General features: G+C 68.7%; 15 protein-coding genes. 9 read left to right on the plus strand and 6 right to left on the minus strand.

The genetic code is table 11. The annotated features are described in order from the left end of the window. Positions 1-13: 13 nt before the first annotated feature. The gene (locus tag MAY35_RS01025; RefSeq protein WP_238418765.1) at positions 14-1,102 is read right to left on the minus strand and encodes an alpha/beta hydrolase family protein; all 1,089 of its coding nucleotides are present in this window, start codon (positions 1,100-1,102) and stop codon (positions 14-16) included. 161 nt (positions 1,103-1,263) lie between these two features. On the opposite strand from MAY35_RS01025, the gene MAY35_RS01030 reads away from it, so the two are divergent. Beyond that, positions 1,264-1,761 carry a cupin domain-containing protein gene (locus MAY35_RS01030; protein ID WP_374237904.1) on the plus strand — a complete coding sequence of 166 codons (498 nt, stop codon included), beginning with the start codon at positions 1,264-1,266 and terminating at the stop codon, positions 1,759-1,761. Positions 1,762-1,852: 91 nt separating this feature from the next. On the opposite strand, the gene MAY35_RS01035 is transcribed toward MAY35_RS01030, so the two are convergent. From MAY35_RS01035 to MAY35_RS01045, 3 genes are all read right to left on the minus strand, one after another. Continuing rightward, on the minus strand, positions 1,853-3,181 hold the full coding sequence (locus tag MAY35_RS01035; protein WP_238418766.1) for an amidohydrolase family protein: 1,329 nt from the start codon (positions 3,179-3,181) through the stop codon (positions 1,853-1,855). Positions 3,182-3,194: 13 nt separating this feature from the next. After that, entirely contained in the window at positions 3,195-4,160 is a 966-nt protein-coding gene (locus MAY35_RS01040; protein ID WP_238418767.1) for a PDR/VanB family oxidoreductase, read from the minus strand. A gap of 89 nt (positions 4,161-4,249) precedes the next feature. Continuing rightward, positions 4,250-4,849, minus strand: coding sequence for a helix-turn-helix domain-containing protein (locus MAY35_RS01045; RefSeq protein ID WP_238418768.1), 600 nt, complete (start codon positions 4,847-4,849; stop codon positions 4,250-4,252). 226 nt (positions 4,850-5,075) lie between these two features. Between MAY35_RS01045 and MAY35_RS01050 the strand changes: the two genes are divergently transcribed. From MAY35_RS01050 to MAY35_RS01085, 8 genes are all read left to right on the plus strand, one after another. Beyond that, complete coding sequence (locus tag MAY35_RS01050; RefSeq protein ID WP_238418769.1) at positions 5,076-6,410, plus strand: amidohydrolase family protein; 1,335 nt, start codon at positions 5,076-5,078, stop codon at positions 6,408-6,410. Then, positions 6,410-7,180, plus strand: coding sequence for an ABC transporter ATP-binding protein (locus MAY35_RS01055; protein ID WP_238418770.1), 771 nt, complete (start codon positions 6,410-6,412; stop codon positions 7,178-7,180). The genes MAY35_RS01050 and MAY35_RS01055 overlap by 1 nt, the downstream gene beginning before the upstream one ends. Continuing rightward, positions 7,177-8,085: an ABC transporter permease gene (locus tag MAY35_RS01060; protein ID WP_238418771.1), complete on the plus strand. Its 909-nt coding sequence runs from the start codon at positions 7,177-7,179 to the stop codon at positions 8,083-8,085. The genes MAY35_RS01055 and MAY35_RS01060 overlap by 4 nt, the downstream gene beginning before the upstream one ends. Positions 8,086-8,200: 115 nt before the next feature. Next, entirely contained in the window at positions 8,201-9,379 is a 1,179-nt protein-coding gene (locus tag MAY35_RS01065) for an ABC transporter substrate-binding protein (protein WP_238418772.1), read from the plus strand. Then, the gene (locus tag MAY35_RS01070; RefSeq protein WP_238418773.1) at positions 9,376-10,707 is read left to right on the plus strand and encodes an FAD-binding oxidoreductase; all 1,332 of its coding nucleotides are present in this window, start codon (positions 9,376-9,378) and stop codon (positions 10,705-10,707) included. The genes MAY35_RS01065 and MAY35_RS01070 overlap by 4 nt, the downstream gene beginning before the upstream one ends. Further along, positions 10,704-11,489 (plus strand): creatininase family protein, encoded by a 786-nt coding sequence (locus MAY35_RS01075; RefSeq protein WP_238418774.1) that lies wholly within the window; start codon positions 10,704-10,706, stop codon positions 11,487-11,489. The genes MAY35_RS01070 and MAY35_RS01075 overlap by 4 nt, the downstream gene beginning before the upstream one ends. Then, positions 11,486-12,097 (plus strand): pyridoxamine 5'-phosphate oxidase family protein, encoded by a 612-nt coding sequence (locus tag MAY35_RS01080; protein ID WP_238418775.1) that lies wholly within the window; start codon positions 11,486-11,488, stop codon positions 12,095-12,097. Before MAY35_RS01075 ends, MAY35_RS01080 begins: the two co-directional genes overlap by 4 nt. Then, on the plus strand, positions 12,094-13,509 hold the full coding sequence (locus MAY35_RS01085; RefSeq protein ID WP_238418776.1) for an amidohydrolase family protein: 1,416 nt from the start codon (positions 12,094-12,096) through the stop codon (positions 13,507-13,509). Before MAY35_RS01080 ends, MAY35_RS01085 begins: the two co-directional genes overlap by 4 nt. A 111-nt stretch (positions 13,510-13,620) precedes the next feature. Here the strand turns inward: MAY35_RS01085 and MAY35_RS01090 are convergent, their stop codons facing one another. Then, a complete protein-coding gene (locus MAY35_RS01090; RefSeq protein ID WP_238418777.1) occupies positions 13,621-14,403 on the minus strand; it encodes an MFS transporter in 783 nt (260 codons plus the stop codon). Between the two features lie 207 nt (positions 14,404-14,610). After that, positions 14,611-15,855 (minus strand): HNH endonuclease signature motif containing protein, encoded by a 1,245-nt coding sequence (locus MAY35_RS01095; RefSeq protein ID WP_238418778.1) that lies wholly within the window; start codon positions 15,853-15,855, stop codon positions 14,611-14,613. Positions 15,856-16,009 lie beyond the last annotated feature (154 nt).

Here is a 16,009-nt window from a genome sequence, read left to right on the forward strand (position 1 = left end):
ACCTCCGGCAGCGTCACGCCCCGAGCGCGCGGGCGAACATGGGCCACGACTGATGCATCTGATCCTCCCAATAACCCCAGGAGTGGGTACCGACGGGCGGGAACCGCACGACGGCCGGAATCCGCAACGCGGCGAGGCGGTTCGCCATGGTGACGGTGCAGGATCGAGCCGCCGCTTCGGCGAAGCCGCCTGCCGTGACCTGCTCGGCGAGTTCGCCGACATTGCCCGCGATACGACGGTCGGAGAGGTTGTCATGTGCGCCCGGCAGGCCGGTGCCCGCACTGATCCAGAGCGCGGGCGTGCGCCGGGCCAGCTTGTACGCGTTGATGATCGGGTCCTTCGCCGCCCACTGTGGGTCCCCGGGAGGGCCGTACATGTTGCTCGCGTCGGCCAGTGCGGGGACGAAGACGACGTTGCGCAGGAGCAGTTGTCCGGTGGGCGACGCGGTGTCCGCGCATCCCGAGTAGGCGCCGACCGCCCGGTAGAAGCCCGGGTGGTTCTCGGCGATCCGGAGGACGGCGTTGCCCGCCATCGATATCCCGGCGATTCCGCGGGACCGTCCGGGACCGGTACGGCCACCGTGCGCGGTCTCGAAGGCCGCGGGCAGCTCTGAGGTCAGGAACGTCTCCCACCGCAGCGGACGGGGCGTCTTCACACCGAACCGGAAGTTCGCCGCCGGGTCGACGCGGCGCCAGTCGGCGTAGTAGCTCGCGGCCCCGCCGATCGGGGTCACGGTCCACACGTTCTTGTTCGCGTAGAACGCATTGGCATCGGTCGCGTGCGTCCAGTCGTCGTTGTCCTCCCCGCCGGAGGACCCACTGAGCAGGTACATCACCGGCGCGCCCTGATTGCGGTTCGCGGGCGTCTGCACCAGGGCTGGGATCTGGGTCTGCATGGATCGGGACCACACCGACACGACGAGGTTCCGTGGCGACACCCAGGTCTCCCGATACGGCGCCGCGGCGCTCGCCCTCGCGTAGCCGACACCGTCGAGGGTGTCGGCCGTCGCGCTGCCCGCGGACGGCACCGCCTCGACGGAGACACCAAGGACCGCGCACAGGACGGCAACGCCCCCGGCGACGAATCTCGACAACCGAGACATCACGGACTCCCTCGTTCGGGCCGGCCCGACGACTCCGGCTCCGCCATCGTAGGCACACCGCGAAGTACCCAGAACCGAACGGGTCAACCGTCCAGTTCTCTGCCACAGCCGAATCGGACGAATCGGTTATGTCCCGGGTCGGCCCGACGTACGGTCGGACGATGACACCCCTCCTGCGTAGGATCACCCCCTCCATGCGTACCGCGGTCGCGTCGCTTGCCGCGGCCGCCGCCCTGCTCACCCCCGTGGCGATGTCCCCGGCGACGGCCGATGCCACCCCGTCCTCCGGCATCTCAGCGGTCAGCCTGGGCAAGGCGGACATCCCGGCGGATCTGCTGCCCTTCGTGCCCGACGGCGTGCACGTAGAGGTCCGCGAGATCACCATCGCGCCCGGCGGCACGACCGGCTGGCATTATCACGACGGCCCGCTCTACGGCCTGGTCCGCCAGGGCACGCTCACCCATCCCGGCTCCGACTGCAAGCCGGTCGTCTACCGGACCGGCGACATCATCCAGGAGCCTGGCGGCAAGGTGAACACCCACGAGGGCACCAACCTCGGGACCACCCCGGTCGTCCTCGACGTCCTCTACCTGATGCCCCTCAACAAGCCGCTCTCCGAGGACGCCCCGGCGCCGCCGTGTGCGACCACCGCTCCCTGAGGTTCCGGGCGACAGCCCCCCTCGCCCCCTGAGGTGCCCCCTGAGGTGGGAGGAGCGAGAGCGACGAGCTACGAAGGGCAAGGGCGCCGCCTCAGCGACCCTCCCGCCGTTCGAGGAGACTGCTGAGTTCGGCGGCCACCGTTCGGGATTCGGCGGTGACGAGCACGCCGTCGCGAACCACCCACCGGCCGCCTACCATCACGTCGCGGGGCCGTCGGCCCGGTCCGGCCCAGAGCAGGCCGTCCACCGGGTCGGCGACCCCTGCGTCGAAGACGTCCGCACACTCCCACACGCAGAGGTCGGCGGCCGCTCCCGGCCGCAGGTGTCCCAGCTCGGGTCGACCGAGCCCGGCCGCAGACCCTCCGGTCGCCATCGCGAGACTCGTCGCGGCCGTGACCGGTTCGCCGATGAGTCCCGAGACCTGAACGGCCAGGCGCGCATCCGCGAGCAGATGCCCGGCGTCGTTGCTCCCACCGCCGCTCGTCCCCAAACCGACACACACGCCGGCCGCCGTCAGTGCGGCGACGCGGGCGACGCCCCACCCCATCGGTACATCGCATCCCGGCGCGTGGGTCGCGGTCGCCCCCGATCGGGCGAATAGGGCGATCTCGTCGTCGGTGACGTCGCAGAGGTGGGCAACGGTGACGTCCTCGCCGAGCCATCCCCACTCGTCGAGCAGGTCGAGTGGACGGCGCCCGTAGCGTTCGGCCGCGATCTCGACGTCGATCTTCTCGTTGGCCTGGGTCCGGCGACGCAGACCCAGACTGCCGGCCACCTCCGCCAGGGCGGCGAACGTCTCCGGGCCGTCCGCGTGGACACCCGACGGGCCCACCGCCAGCTGGGTCATGCCGTCGGATGTCACGCCGTTTCGCGCATCGGGCAGGTGGGTGTCGTGGATGTCCGACACCGATCGTGCGGCGGTGTCCGGATCGTCCCGGGCGGTTCCCCGCACGAACACCAGCCGCGCACCCACCCGACGCGCGGCACCGATCGTCGCACCCGCCAGCGTCACCGGGTCCTGATCTCGAGGCCACGTCAGATGGTGGTCGGCCACCGTGGTCACCCCACACAGGAGTGATTCGGCGAGCGCCACCGACGCCGCGGCCGCGGTCAGCTCGGGATCGACTCCGATCATGCTGTAACGCTGCGACATCCGAGCGAGCCAGTCCCGCATCGGAACCGACCGGGTGTCAGGCCGCGACCGGAACGCGCTCTGCAACAGATGGTGGTGCGCGTTGACGAGGCCCGGCGTGACGACACAGCCGGACACGTCGACGATCTCGGCGCCGCCCGCCGATTCGTGTCCCGAGCCACTCGGCGCCGCCACGATCGTCCCACCGTCGACGACCACCCGATCGTAGGTCACCGTCGACGCGTCACGCAGGACCGCCGCGGCGCCGGACAACACCACCGAGCTCATGATTCCGCCCCGGTCACAGCTCGAGGACCAATCGCCCACTGGTGCAGCGGGACACACAGATCATCATCGACTCGTTCTCCGCCCGTTCTTCCGGCGAGAGGATCGAGTCGCGGTGATCGACCTCCCCACTGACCACCCCGGTCTCGCAGGTTCCGCAGATCCCCTCCCGGCAGGATGCCGGTGCCACCACACCGCTCACGCCGAGTACGTCCAGAATGGTGCGATCCGGCGGAACCGTGACGGTCACCCCGGACAATGCCAGCGACAGTTCGAACTCCGTGTCATGGGCCATCTCCGTCGTTGCGGCGGTGAATCTCTCGGTGAACGCGTCGACAGCGGGCTGTGGACCGCACGCGTCCTCCACCGCGTCGAGCATCGACGGTGGCCCGCACGCGTAGACAGCGGTTCCCCTCGCGAGGCCGGACAATTCCGCTGTGAGATCCGGCCGGCCGGTACGGCTCGATTCGTAGATCGTCACGAGCCCGGGGTGCCGCCCCTCGAGCTCATCGGCGAACGCCATCTCCTCGCGCGAACGCCCGACATAGATCAGACGCCACGGCCGTCCCGCCCGATCGGCCTCTGCCGCAAGGCTGACAAGCGGAGTGATCCCGATTCCACCGGCGACGAAGACGTACGACAACGCGCGGGTCAACGCGAAGTGGTTGCGCGGCGGCCCGATCCGCACTTCCATCCCTTCGGACAGGTCGTCGTGCGTGGACCGCGACCCACCCCGGCTGTCGGTACGCCGCTCCACCGCGATCCGGTAGCGGCCGGTCTCGCCGGGCGACGGGCAGAGCGAGTACTGCCGGACGAGCCCGGTCGGGGTATGGAGGTCGATGTGCGATCCGGGGGTCCACGCAGGGAGCGGGAATTCGGCCGACGGGCCCAACACGAACTCGTCGATGTGCGCGGCGAGGTGGCGTCGCGCGACGACTCGGGCACGGATCGGATCCTGAATACTGCTCGACGACAGTGTCATCGGAGATCTCCTCGGTCAGGGGACGATCTCCGCCGGGTTCCCAGCCACAGGGACCACAGCACCTCATCCACGCGGTCGTCTCCGACTGTCTACGACGACGAGGCCTGCACGACGATCAGATGCGCCGACTCGGGACCGATCAGCCGCCAGCGGTGAGGAATGCCGCCAGCGTAGTAAAGACTGTCGCCCGTGCGCAATTCGACGAGACTGCCGTCGCCGAAGTCGACCTCGATCTCGCCGCGGACCACGTGTACCCACTCGTCCTGCTCGTGCTGGAAGTACTCCCGGTGTTCGCGTCGGTTCAGGACCTGCTCCTGCGGGAAGAACGCGGCGTCCCCGCGAACGAGCAGCCGCGCGTAGCCGGCATCGTCGCCCGCCTGCGGGAGAATCGCACCGCCACCCGCCGGGACCACGCCGACGCCTGCGGGCGCCGACGTCGGGGTGGCCGTGACCTGCACGGGATCGGCCGCCAGCATCAGACTCACCTGCGTCGTGTCCAGCGCGCGGGCGATCCGTTCCAGCGTCGTCATGCTCGGTCGCGCGTAACCCCGCTCAAGCTGGGACAGGAACGGATGCGAGATCCCCGCCTGGGCAGCCAGATTCGTGAGGGTGAGGCCGTGCTGCTTGCGGCGGCGTCGGATCTCCGCACCCAGCGACACCTGAGCGAGGTCCGGCTCGTCCAGGGCCATACCCGCCTCACCTCCTCCTCGTCGATCCCCTCAACGATCCGCGCCGATGGTTACATGCTCGCGACTCTGGTTAACGTCGCGGCAACAGCGCATTCCTATATTCGGTCTTGTTGACGTGGTCAACAAGTATCACGAAACGCTCGATCTTCGCCGACCCAGCCACGGCGGACCCGCAATCACCGCGCACCGATGCGCATCCTTCCAGTCCCGCAACGGAGTTCATGTGATGCAGCCATTGCAGACAGCCCCGGATCCGGACACCCCCGTACCGGGTGTCACCGGCTCGCTGCCCGACGGATCGGTCGTGGACATCCACGTGTCGACCGACCCGGTGGGTGTCCGGAGAGTCTCGTCGATCAGCCCGGCCGACGACCGCTCGCTCCGGCGCCCCGGCTGGCTGGACCTGCGCGGGCATGTTCTCCTTCCACCCGCGGCGGAGCCTCATGCCCACCTGGACAAGGCCCTGTCCTGGAACGAGCTGTCACCGCCCATCGGCGACCTCGCCGACGCGATCGCCACATGGCGGGCGGGTAGCGTCCGCCTCACCGCGGAGTCGTTCCGCACCCGGGCGCTACAGGCGACCTCCGCCATGCTGCGCAACGGGATCACCGCGGTCCGAACGCACGCCGACATCCTCACCCACGACGATCCCCTCCGCGCGGTGCGGACCCTCGTCGACGTCCGGGACTCGCTCCAAGGTCTGATGGACATGCAGGTCACCGTCCTGGCCAGTCCACTCACTCCGACAGACCACATCGAGGCCGCGCTCGACACCGGTGCCGACCTCCTCGGCGGCGCACCGCACATCGCCGACGACCCCCGGGCCGAGCTCACCCGCCTACTCGATCTGGCCGACGCGCGGGGACTCGGTGTCGACCTGCACGTCGACGAGTTCCTCGACGGTGACCACCTCACGATCGACGCCTTCGCCGAACGGGTCACCGACTGGCCCTCCGATCGCATCCGTACCGCCGGGCACTGCTGCCGCCTCGACACACTGCCCGGCCCTGATCTGCAACGCGTGGCGGCCGCGCTGGCGCGAGCGGGGGTCTCGGTCATCGCCCTGCCCGTCACGAACCTGTACCTGCAGGGCCGGCAGGGGCAATCCGCAGGCCGTCGCGGGATCGCCCCGATCGACGTCCTCCGCGATCACGGCGTCCGAGTCGCCGGCGGGGCCGACAACATCCGCGACCCGTTCAACCCCGTCGGTCGCGCCGACCCGCTGGAGACGGCCGCCTTGCTGGTCACCGCCGCGCATCAACAGCCCGCCACCGCCCTGTCCCTCGTCACCGACGAGGCGCGTGCTGTCCTCGGGCTGGAACCCGCCGGCCCTGTCGTCGGCGCCCGCGCCGATCTCCTCGCGGTGCGCGGGACCGACCCCGTCGACGTGATCGCCACCGCTCCGGCCGATCGGGTCGTCATCGTCAACGGCTGTCCGGTCGCTCGCACGCAGACCACCACCTGGACCGCGTTCCCCGAGATCACCCTGCCCGGAGTCACCGAGTCCGAGGCCCCCTCGCCCGCAAGCCCGTTCCCGTCCCTCGTCGGCATGGAGAGATGATGAGTTCCTCAACAGCGGCCCCCCGGCCCGCACTCGGTCACCCGCTCGTCGGCTTCGAACACGTGGATCTGACGTACCCGGACGGAACCGACGCCCTGCACGACGTCAGCCTCAGCGTCCGCGAGGGCGAATTCGTCAGCGTCGTAGGCCCTTCGGGTTGCGGCAAGTCGACCTTGCTGCGGCTGGCGTCGGGTCTGGAGACCATCACCGGCGGGTACATGCAGAGCGGGGCCGACCGCATCGGCTATGTGTTCCAGGACGCCACCCTGCTGCCGTGGCGGTCCGTCGCCGACAACGTGGCACTTCTCGGTGAACTCGACGGCACCCCGAAGTCGGAACGGCGCGAACGAGTCCGGGCCGCCCTGACGACAGTCGGCCTCGACGGATTCGAGAAACACCTGCCGCACATGCTCTCCGGTGGTATGCGCATGCGGGTGTCGCTCGCACGGTCGCTGACCCTCGACCCGGATCTGTTCCTGTTCGACGAGCCGTTCGCCGCACTCGACGAACTGACGCGCGAGCGGCTCGGCACCGATCTGACGGAGCTGTTCGCCGTCAAACGATTCGCCGGCCTGTTCATCACGCATTCGGTGGCCGAGGCCGCCTTCCTCTCCACGCGAGTCCTCGTGATGTCGGGCCGGCCCGGAACGATCGTCGACGAGATCGAGGTCCCGTTCGAGTACCCCCGCTCCCCCGATCTGCGGTTCGAGCCGGAATTCGGCGCCATCGCGGGCCGGATCTCCCGCGCACTCCGAGAGGCACATTCATGACCAGTCCGGACACCGACCCCGCCACCGGCGTCACGACCACCAGGCCCGCGCGGGCCGGTTCCGACGCGCCGGCGAACACCGGATCCACCACCGAACTGACCGTCGCCGCGCGCACCCGGCGGCGCAGGCGTTCGCGTTCCCGGGCCAGCGGAGTCGGTGGTCCCCTGGTGGTCTTGGCCCTCGTCCTCGGCCTCTGGTACCTCGTGAGCTACGCCGTCCTCGATCCCGGCCGCCGGTTCCTGATGCCCCCGCCGCACAAGGTGGTCACGGACGGACTCCTCGGCGATGCGGCACAGGACATGTGGGAGGCGCTGGGCCGGACGGCGACCGTCGCCCTGACCGGATTGGTGATCGCCGCCGTGATCGGCGTCGTGTGGGCCGTGGTCATGTCACAGTCACGGCTCATGGAGAACGCGCTGTTCCCCTATGCGGTGGTACTGCAATGCGTCCCGATCCTCGCGCTCGTCCCCCTGGTCGGCTTCTGGTTCGGATTCGGTTTCAGCGCACGCGTGTTCGTCTGCGTATTGATCTCGCTGTTCCCCATCGTCTCCAACACCCTGTTCGGCCTGCGATCGGTCGACCGTCAGATGCGCGACCTGTTCGCCCTGCACCACCCGAGCCGGTTCACCGTGCTGCGCAAACTGGAGTTCCCCGCCGCCATGCCGGCCATCTTCGCCGGTCTGCGGATCTCGGCGGGACTGTCCGTGGTCGGCGCGATCGTCGGTGACTTCTTCTTCAAACAGGGAAATCCCGGAATCGGCATCCTCATCGACAACTACCGGTCGCGTCTGCAGGCCGAGGAGTTGTTCGCCTCGATCGTGCTCGCCTCGCTCCTGGGCGTCACCGTGTTCTGGTTCTTCGGCTGGCTCGGCAACCGCGTCGTCGGCCGGTGGTATCAGCACTGAGAGTGCACGGCCGAGCTCCACACCCGCACAACCGACTTCGAAGACTCGAACTCTCATCCCATGGACGCCCGGCTCCCGGGCGCCCGCCCGAAACCACCGATACAGAAGAGGACCGATGAACACACATGTCTGGCGCCGACTGAGCAGGACCACCGGCGTCGCGGCGGTCGCCGCAGCCCTGGCCTTCACCGCTGCCTGCGGCTCCGGTGAGAGCACCGAATCGTCGGGATACTCGGGCAGCATCGGCCCGGTCGACCTGAGCGCCGCCTGCCCGGAGAAGGTCGTCATCCAGACCGACTGGAACCCTGAGGCCGAGCACGGGCACCTGTACCAGTTGCTCGGTCCCGACCCGGCCATCAGCGCGGGCGGCAAACGCGTCGTCGGCCCGCTGTTCGACCGCGGCTCGTACACGGGCGTCGACGTCGAGATCCGCGCGGGCGGCCCGGCGATCGGCTTCCAGTCCGTGACCTCCCAGATGTACTCGGATCCGGACATCCTGCTCGGCTACGTCGACACCGATCAGGCGATCCAGAACTCCGAATCCAACCCGACCACCGGCGTGATGGCCCCCCTGGACATCAGCCCGCAGATGATCATGTGGGACCCCGCGACGTATCCGCAGGCCCAGGGCATCGCGGATCTGAAGCCGGTGAACGCCCGCGTCCTGTACTTCGAGGGATCGACGTACATGGACTACCTCACCGGCGCGGGCATCCTGGCACCGGGCCAGGTCGACGGCAGCTACGACGGCACACCGGCCAACTTCGTCACCGACGGCGGCAAGACCGCCCAGCAGGGTTATGCCAGTTCTGAACCCCAGCTGTATAAGGAGGAGGTCGAGGGCTGGAAGAAGCCGGTGAAGTACCAGCTCGTGCACGACGTCGGATTCCCGACATACAAGTCCGCGATGTCGGTGCGATCGGCCGACCTGGAGAAGAACTCGGCGTGCCTCGAGCAACTAGTACCGGTCCTGCAACGCGCCGCCGTCGACTACATGGCCTCACCCGAGACCGCGGACAAGGTCATCCTCGATGCCGTCGAGCAGTACGACACCGGGTGGGTCTACTCCCAGCGCAATGCCGACTACGCACGGCAGACGATGGCCGACCTGAAGCTGGTGGGCAACGGCCCCAACGCGACCATCGGCGATTTCGACACCGAGCGGGTCGCAAGGGTTCTCGAGGTGACCGGCCCGATCTTCACCGAACAGGGAACTCCCGCGGCCGCCGGCCTCACCCCCGACGCCATCGCGACCAACCGTTTCATCGACACCTCGGTGGGCCTGCCGTCATGACCGCCCCGGTTGTCGCGGTCGCCACCGACGAGGGCCGGCCGGACTTCGGTCCCGACGACGTCGATGCTCTCGCCGACGATCTGCTCGCGATCCTCGGGCCCCGCGGCGTCACCTCGCTGCCGCGGGCCCTGGATCGGGCCGCACGCGACGGCTCCGGAATGAGCCCGATCCTGTCCGCGCAGGACCTCGGCACCCCCGATCTGGTGTGTTATCCCCGTACGGCCGACGTCGTGCCGGACATCGTGCGAGCCGCGGTCGCCCGCGGCGTACCGATCACCACCAGGGGCAAGGGCACCGGGAACTACGGACAGGTGATACCGCGCTTCGGCGGGCTCGTGCTCGACATGACCTCGCTGACCGAGATCCAGAGTGTCACCGAACGTTCCGTGACCGCACAGGCCGGCGCACGCATGATCAATCTGGAACAGGCCGCCTGGGGCCGGGACAGTCAACTGTGGATGTACCCGTCCACGGTGCAGTCCACCCTCGGCGGGTTCCTGGGCGGCGGGTCGGCCGGTACCGGCACGATCGTGCACGGCCGCAACCACCAGGGGTTCGTCGACGCGCTCGACGTGGTGTACGCGACGCAGGACGCCGAGATCGTCCATCTCGACGGCGACGACGCCCAGCCGTTCGTCCACACCTACGGTGTCGCCGGCATCATCGTGAGCGCGTCGGTCCGCGTCGAACCGCTGCAGCAATGGCGCTGTGTCTATGCGAGTTTCGGCTCTCAGCGGGAGGCGTTCGACGCCGCGTTCGACCTCGCGGCGATCGAACCGAAGCCTCGATTGCTGTCTGCGGACGGGGCGGTCGTCACCGCCGCGCTGCCCGACGACCCGGCGCTGGTCCGCGGTCGGGCGAGTGTGCGGGGCATCGTCGACGCGCGTGCGCTCGACGAGGCGACGGACCTTCTGGTCGCGTCCGGCGGGCGCATCGAGGCCGTCCGCGAGGGCATCGCCGAGACGGTGAAACTGTCGACCCTCTCCTACAACCATCCGACGTGGTGGTTGCAGAAAGCCCAGCCCGGCAGATGGTTTCACATGGAGGTCCGCGGTGATGCGCTCGTCCACCGGCTCGAGGAGGTGGAGCAGGTGTACGAAGGAGGGATGCTCCACCTCGAGGTCGGCCACCAGATGATGTTCGGGATGCTCAACGGGATCTATCGCAACCCCGCGCAGGTGATCGACGGCGTCGCCGCACTCGAGGAACTCGGCGTGGGGGTGCACTCGCCGCACCAGTGGTACGTCGATCTCGACGCCGACCGGGTGCACGCGCTGGCGCAGCGAACCGATCCCCGGGGACTGCTCAATCCGGGCCGGTGGATGTGACCGCGCCCGAGCGCCAGGTGAATCGCCGCTACGCCGAGCTCACCACCGCGCAGATCGACACCGCGCTCTCGCGTGACTCGATCCTCGTCCTGCCCACGGGCGCGATCGAGCCACACGGACCGCACCTGCCCCTGGCCACCGACCTCATCGTCGCCGAAGCGGTGGCGGCCGCCGTCGTGGAGCGCGGAGCGGCTGCCGGACAGGATGTCTGGCTGTTGCCGTCGCTGGGGTACACCAAGTCCGACGAACACGCCCGACTACCGGGCACGGTGTGGTTGCGTGCCTCGACCCTGTTCGAGACCATCGTCGACATCGGTGCCTCCCTCGCACAGACACCCGCTCGACGGTTGCTGTTCGTCAACGCGCACGGCGGCAACTCGGCCCTCATCGAGGTCGCCGCCCGAGAGTTGCGGCGCCGCTTCGACCTGCAGACGTTCTTCTCCTCCGGACCGGCACACCCCGGCCCCACCGAGCGGGGCCTCGGCATCCACGCGGGCTGGGCCGAGACGTCGATGATGTTGCATCTGCGGCCGGACCTCGTCCACATGGATCAGGCGGTGGCGGCGGTGGCCGACGGGGTCGCCGACGCCTCCCTCGTCGGATTCGCGGGGCCGGTTCGGTTCGGTTGGCTGTCCACCGATTTCGCCGAGTCGGGGGTCATCGGCGATCCCACCGGTGCCGACGCCGACATCGGGGCCGGCCTCTTCGACGAGCGAGTCGACGCGCTGGTGGCCGCGCTTCCGGAGATCGCCGTCTTCGATCCCGGACGGGTCCGCCGGTGATCACCAGCGGCACCCGCTTCGGATCCGATTGCGACACCGACGATCAGCTGAGCATCGACCCCATGACGCTGCTGCGCAGGTGGCTGCCCGGCCCCGACGACCCGCCACCGCTGATGGCGCTGGCCACCTGCGGGCGTGACGGTTACCCACGGGTGCGGCACGTCCTCCTCAGCGAAGCCGACGACACCGCGGTCTACTTCCACACCGACACCCGGTCGTCGAAGGTCGCCGAACTGGCGGACCGTCCCCGCGCGTCGATTGCCATCGCGTGGCCCGAAGTCGGACGTCAGCTCGTCGCCCACGGTGACGTTCACCGTGCGCCCGATGATGCTCTCCGGCAGACGTATTCTCGACGCAGCCGCTACCTGCAGCTGCTCGCCTGGCTGAACGACGAGCAACTCGTCGGGCTGTCGGCCGGCGAGCGGCGACGACGCTGGGCGCGATTCGACGAGACCCACCCACACCTGGACGCGCCGGCCACATGGACCGGATTCGGGATCGCGTTGCGGGAGCTGACCTTCTGGCGCGGGGACCCCGACGGCCCGTCGCAGCGGGTTCGGTTCGTGCGCACGGCAGACGACTGGAAATCGGAGGTACTACCCGGATGAGCGGGACCTATCACAACGCACTCATCCTGCCGGTGGCCGGTGAGACTCCCTGGTTCTGGGGGTGGTTGACGGTCGACGACGACGGCCGGATCTCCGGCATGGGCGAGGGCACGCCGCCTGTCGACGCTCCGCAACCGCGCCACGACCTCGACGGCTGTTTTCTCGCACCGGGTTTCGTGTCCGCGCACAGTCACATCTACACCGGCGGGATGCGGGGCGTCGCAGCGAGCAGCCCGCTCTACGAGTGGGTGACCCTCAACAGCACGATGCTGCTCGGCGCCGAGGCCGAGGACCTGTACTGGATGACGCTGGCCGGCGGGCTCGATCACCTGTCGTCGGGTATCACGTCGGTGTACAACTTCACCCAGTCGCGGGTGATCGCCCTCTTCGACTACGAGGAGTCGGTCCTCAAGGCCGCCCGTGTCCACCCCGCGGAGTTCGTCAACGCGCAGGTCGACGGACTGGCCGCGGCGGGCATCCGTTTCGTCACCAGTGTGCGGCTCGACGACGAGCAGCTCGGCGAGGACGCCGCCTTCGCCGGGTTCGACGCCGTGATGGCCCACCTCGACACCGTCGATCCTGCTTTCGATCTCGGCGGTTCGGTCTACGGCGCGGTGCAGTGGTCGTCGACCCCGGCGACCGCCGAGCGCGAACGCGCCCTGATGGACCGGTACGGCATCACCAATCAGGCGCACTTCGTCGAGACCGCCGAGCAGATCGAGATACAGCAGTCGAAGTTCGACTGGTATGACGCCGCGGGTGTCCTGGGACCCGGCTTCGCATTCGGTCACTTCGTCCACCCGACCGACGAGATGGTCACGAGGGTGCGCGACACCGGGTCCGCCGTGGTCTGGCAGCCGATGTCGAACGGGCGGCTCGGTTCCGGAATCGCCGACGTGCCGCGCCTGCTACGGGATTCGGTCACCGTGGGGATGGGCGTCGACGATCAGTCGTGCACCGATGTGTCCGACCCCTTCGAGAACATGCGCACGGGACTGTTCCTGCAGCGTGGCAGACACAGCGATGCGGCCCTGCTGACACCCGCCGATGTGCTCGCGTTGCACACGCTGGGGTCGGCGTCGGCCATCGGAGTCGCCGACCGGGTGGGCTCCCTCGAAGTCGGCAAATTCGCGGACCTGCTCATCGTCGATCCTCGCTCGCCCCACCTCGGCCCCGTCTGGGACCCGATCGCGACGTACGTCCTGGGGTGCGGACTGCGGAACCTCCGCGAGGTCGTCGTGGGCGGACGGACGGCGTGGCATCGCGATGTCGCCGATCCCCGGCGCGCGCAGGCCGATTCCGAACTCACCGAACGGATGATCGCCTCGGCGGCGCAGTCCGGGATTCATCCGGTCGTCCCGACGCATCGCGGTCAGGACCGCAGGAGGGTCGACGACCAGCAGTCGGTGTAGTCGGGCGGTCGGTGTGGTCCGCGGCCGGCGGGTCGGCGTGGTCCGCGGTCGGCGGGTCGGTGCGGTCGGTGCGGTCGGTGATGGTCCACCACTCGCGGTATCGGTTCCGTCCTATCGTGCCGCGGCAGGAGTCGGCGCACTCGCCCGTCGCCGCAGTACCGTCACTGCCGTCGTGGTGACGACCAGCGCCACGATGGTCCCGACCGCGACCCCCACGACGGCCGTCGTCACGCCCTGAGCGGTCGCGATGATCCCGACGAACGCCCAGATCAGCGTGAGCGGGTAGGCGACGAGCACCGACCCGACAGCTGCGGTGACCGCGAGCCCGACCACGGCACACGTGACCAGGACAGCGAGCTGCCATCCCAGGGACCGCGGGTCCGCGAGGTCGGCGCCGATCGCCGCGGCCCAATTCTGGAACACCGCGGCGGTCGCCCATGCCGCGTAGACACCGACGAGGACCCGGGTCAGGACCCTCAGCCATCGCGACACCGAGGCGTCGGCCGGGCCGGCGGCGATCCGGGCAGCGTCGAGCAGAGCGACCGTCATGACCGTCAGCACGATCGGTGTCGCCCACGTCCACTCCGCGGCCGACATCAGAATCCACACCGCCGCACCGGCGAACGCGACTTCGAGGTCGATGAGCAATCGTCGCGGACTGCCGGTCCCGGTGGCCCCCTTCCACGCCACGGCGACGGCGAACACGATCGACAGCAGGTAGATGAGGCTCCAGATCGAGAACGTCCAGCCCGCCGGGGTGATGAGCAGATCGGTCGTCGATTCGTTCGGCGATGCACCGAGGCCGGAGAACGGGACTATGGGTGCGAGCACCTGCGCCACGGCGAGGAACACGGCGAGCCAGGTGATCGGACCGGAGATACGCGTGGGTGTCATGTGTCCCAACGTAGGCGCTGTTGCCCGGTTCCGGCGGACACCCTCGTCCGAGGTGCCGGACCCCGCCGGGATTTCGTAGCGAAAACAGGTGCTATACACCATCTTTCGCTACGAAACCCGGGTGGGCGGGCTCTGGTACACACTGTGGAGTTGTCAAAGGTCGTAGGGCGCCGGTGTCGACGCCGGAGGATCTGTGGGCGGGAGCGGTTACACCAGGGCGTCGTCGAGTCGCATGGTGCGCCGGTTGTAGGCCGGCCGGGGTACACGCCGGGGGTCGATGTCGGCCGGTGGGATCAGCCACGGATGCCGGTCGGGACCCATCACCACCTCCCAGCCGTGGTGATGCACCTGGGTATGACACCGCTGACACAACAGACATCCGTTGTCCAGATCGGTCGGCCCACCATCAACCCAGTGCACGATGTGGTGCACCTGGGTATGCGCCGCGGGGGCACCACATTTCACACAACACACATCCCGCACGATGATCGCTTGCCGCAGATGATGGGGGAACAGTCGTTTCGTGGTGCCCATCCGTAGCGGCACCCCTTCGGCGTCGAGGACGATCTCAGCCACCCCGCCGTCACACGACAAGCGTCGTGCCGTCGACGCCGACACCGCCCCCAGCCACGGCAACCGCGCCGGATCGACACCATCAGCGGCAACCGTGACCAACACCTGAGTGCGCGGCGCTCCCGCGGTGGTCATCGCCGCACCGAGCGCCGCCTGATCCAACAACACCTCCAACCCGTCCGCCCGGCGTTGCCCGACACTGCGGCGGTCCTCGGCACCATCGGGTTCCGGGCGCGGACCGGACCGTTCGTCGATCATCGACATAAACTTCTCCCCGATCACCGCCGTCACCTCCGCGCTGATCGCCACCCGCCCCTCTTCGGTCACCCGCAGGTGCAGGGTGTTCAACGACGCATCGTCAGCCGCCGCGACCGCGTGCGGGTCGGCGTCGGCCACACCGACCGCAATCGAGCGGGCATGGGCGTCGATCTCGGCCGGGGTGGCACCGGAGAACGCCTGCGTCAACAACTCGGTCTCGAACACACTCCGTTCGTCGTCGGAAAGCGGTGCTGCAGTGCGTTTGTCGATCAGTCCGACCCCGCGTACCACCGCATCCACACACTCCGCGGCCAGATAGCCTTCCGCCGCACAGTCGGCGAGCTTCGGTAACGACACCACCCCACCGGCGATCCGCATGTAGCGGTGCGCGGCCGCCGGGGCAAACCCCATCTCGATCAACGCGTTCCGCGTCGTCGAACCCGCACGTGCCGGCGCGCCCGACTCGTCCAAACGAGCTGCGTGTACCGCGATCTGGGAATCGAGAACGTTGCGCAGTACGCGTAATTCGTCGAGACGGTCGAACACCAGGCGACCAGTCCGATCGTCGGGCGGCGGCTGCAGAGAAATGAGGGTGTCACGCAGTTCGGTGAGCGAGGGCATGACACCAAGGTACTCGCAAATATGTTCGACGACGAGGTTTCTCCACAACCAAATCCGCCCCGAATACCGTTGCCCATCAACGTAAATCACTCACACATCAGCAGTGAACCTCAGTGAACCGCGGTGAACAGAAACCCCACCCGCAACATGGCCT

The organism is Gordonia sp. 'Campus' (genome assembly GCF_022206305.1).
In the GTDB taxonomy this organism is placed as follows: Bacteria; Actinomycetota; Actinomycetes; order Mycobacteriales; family Mycobacteriaceae; genus Gordonia.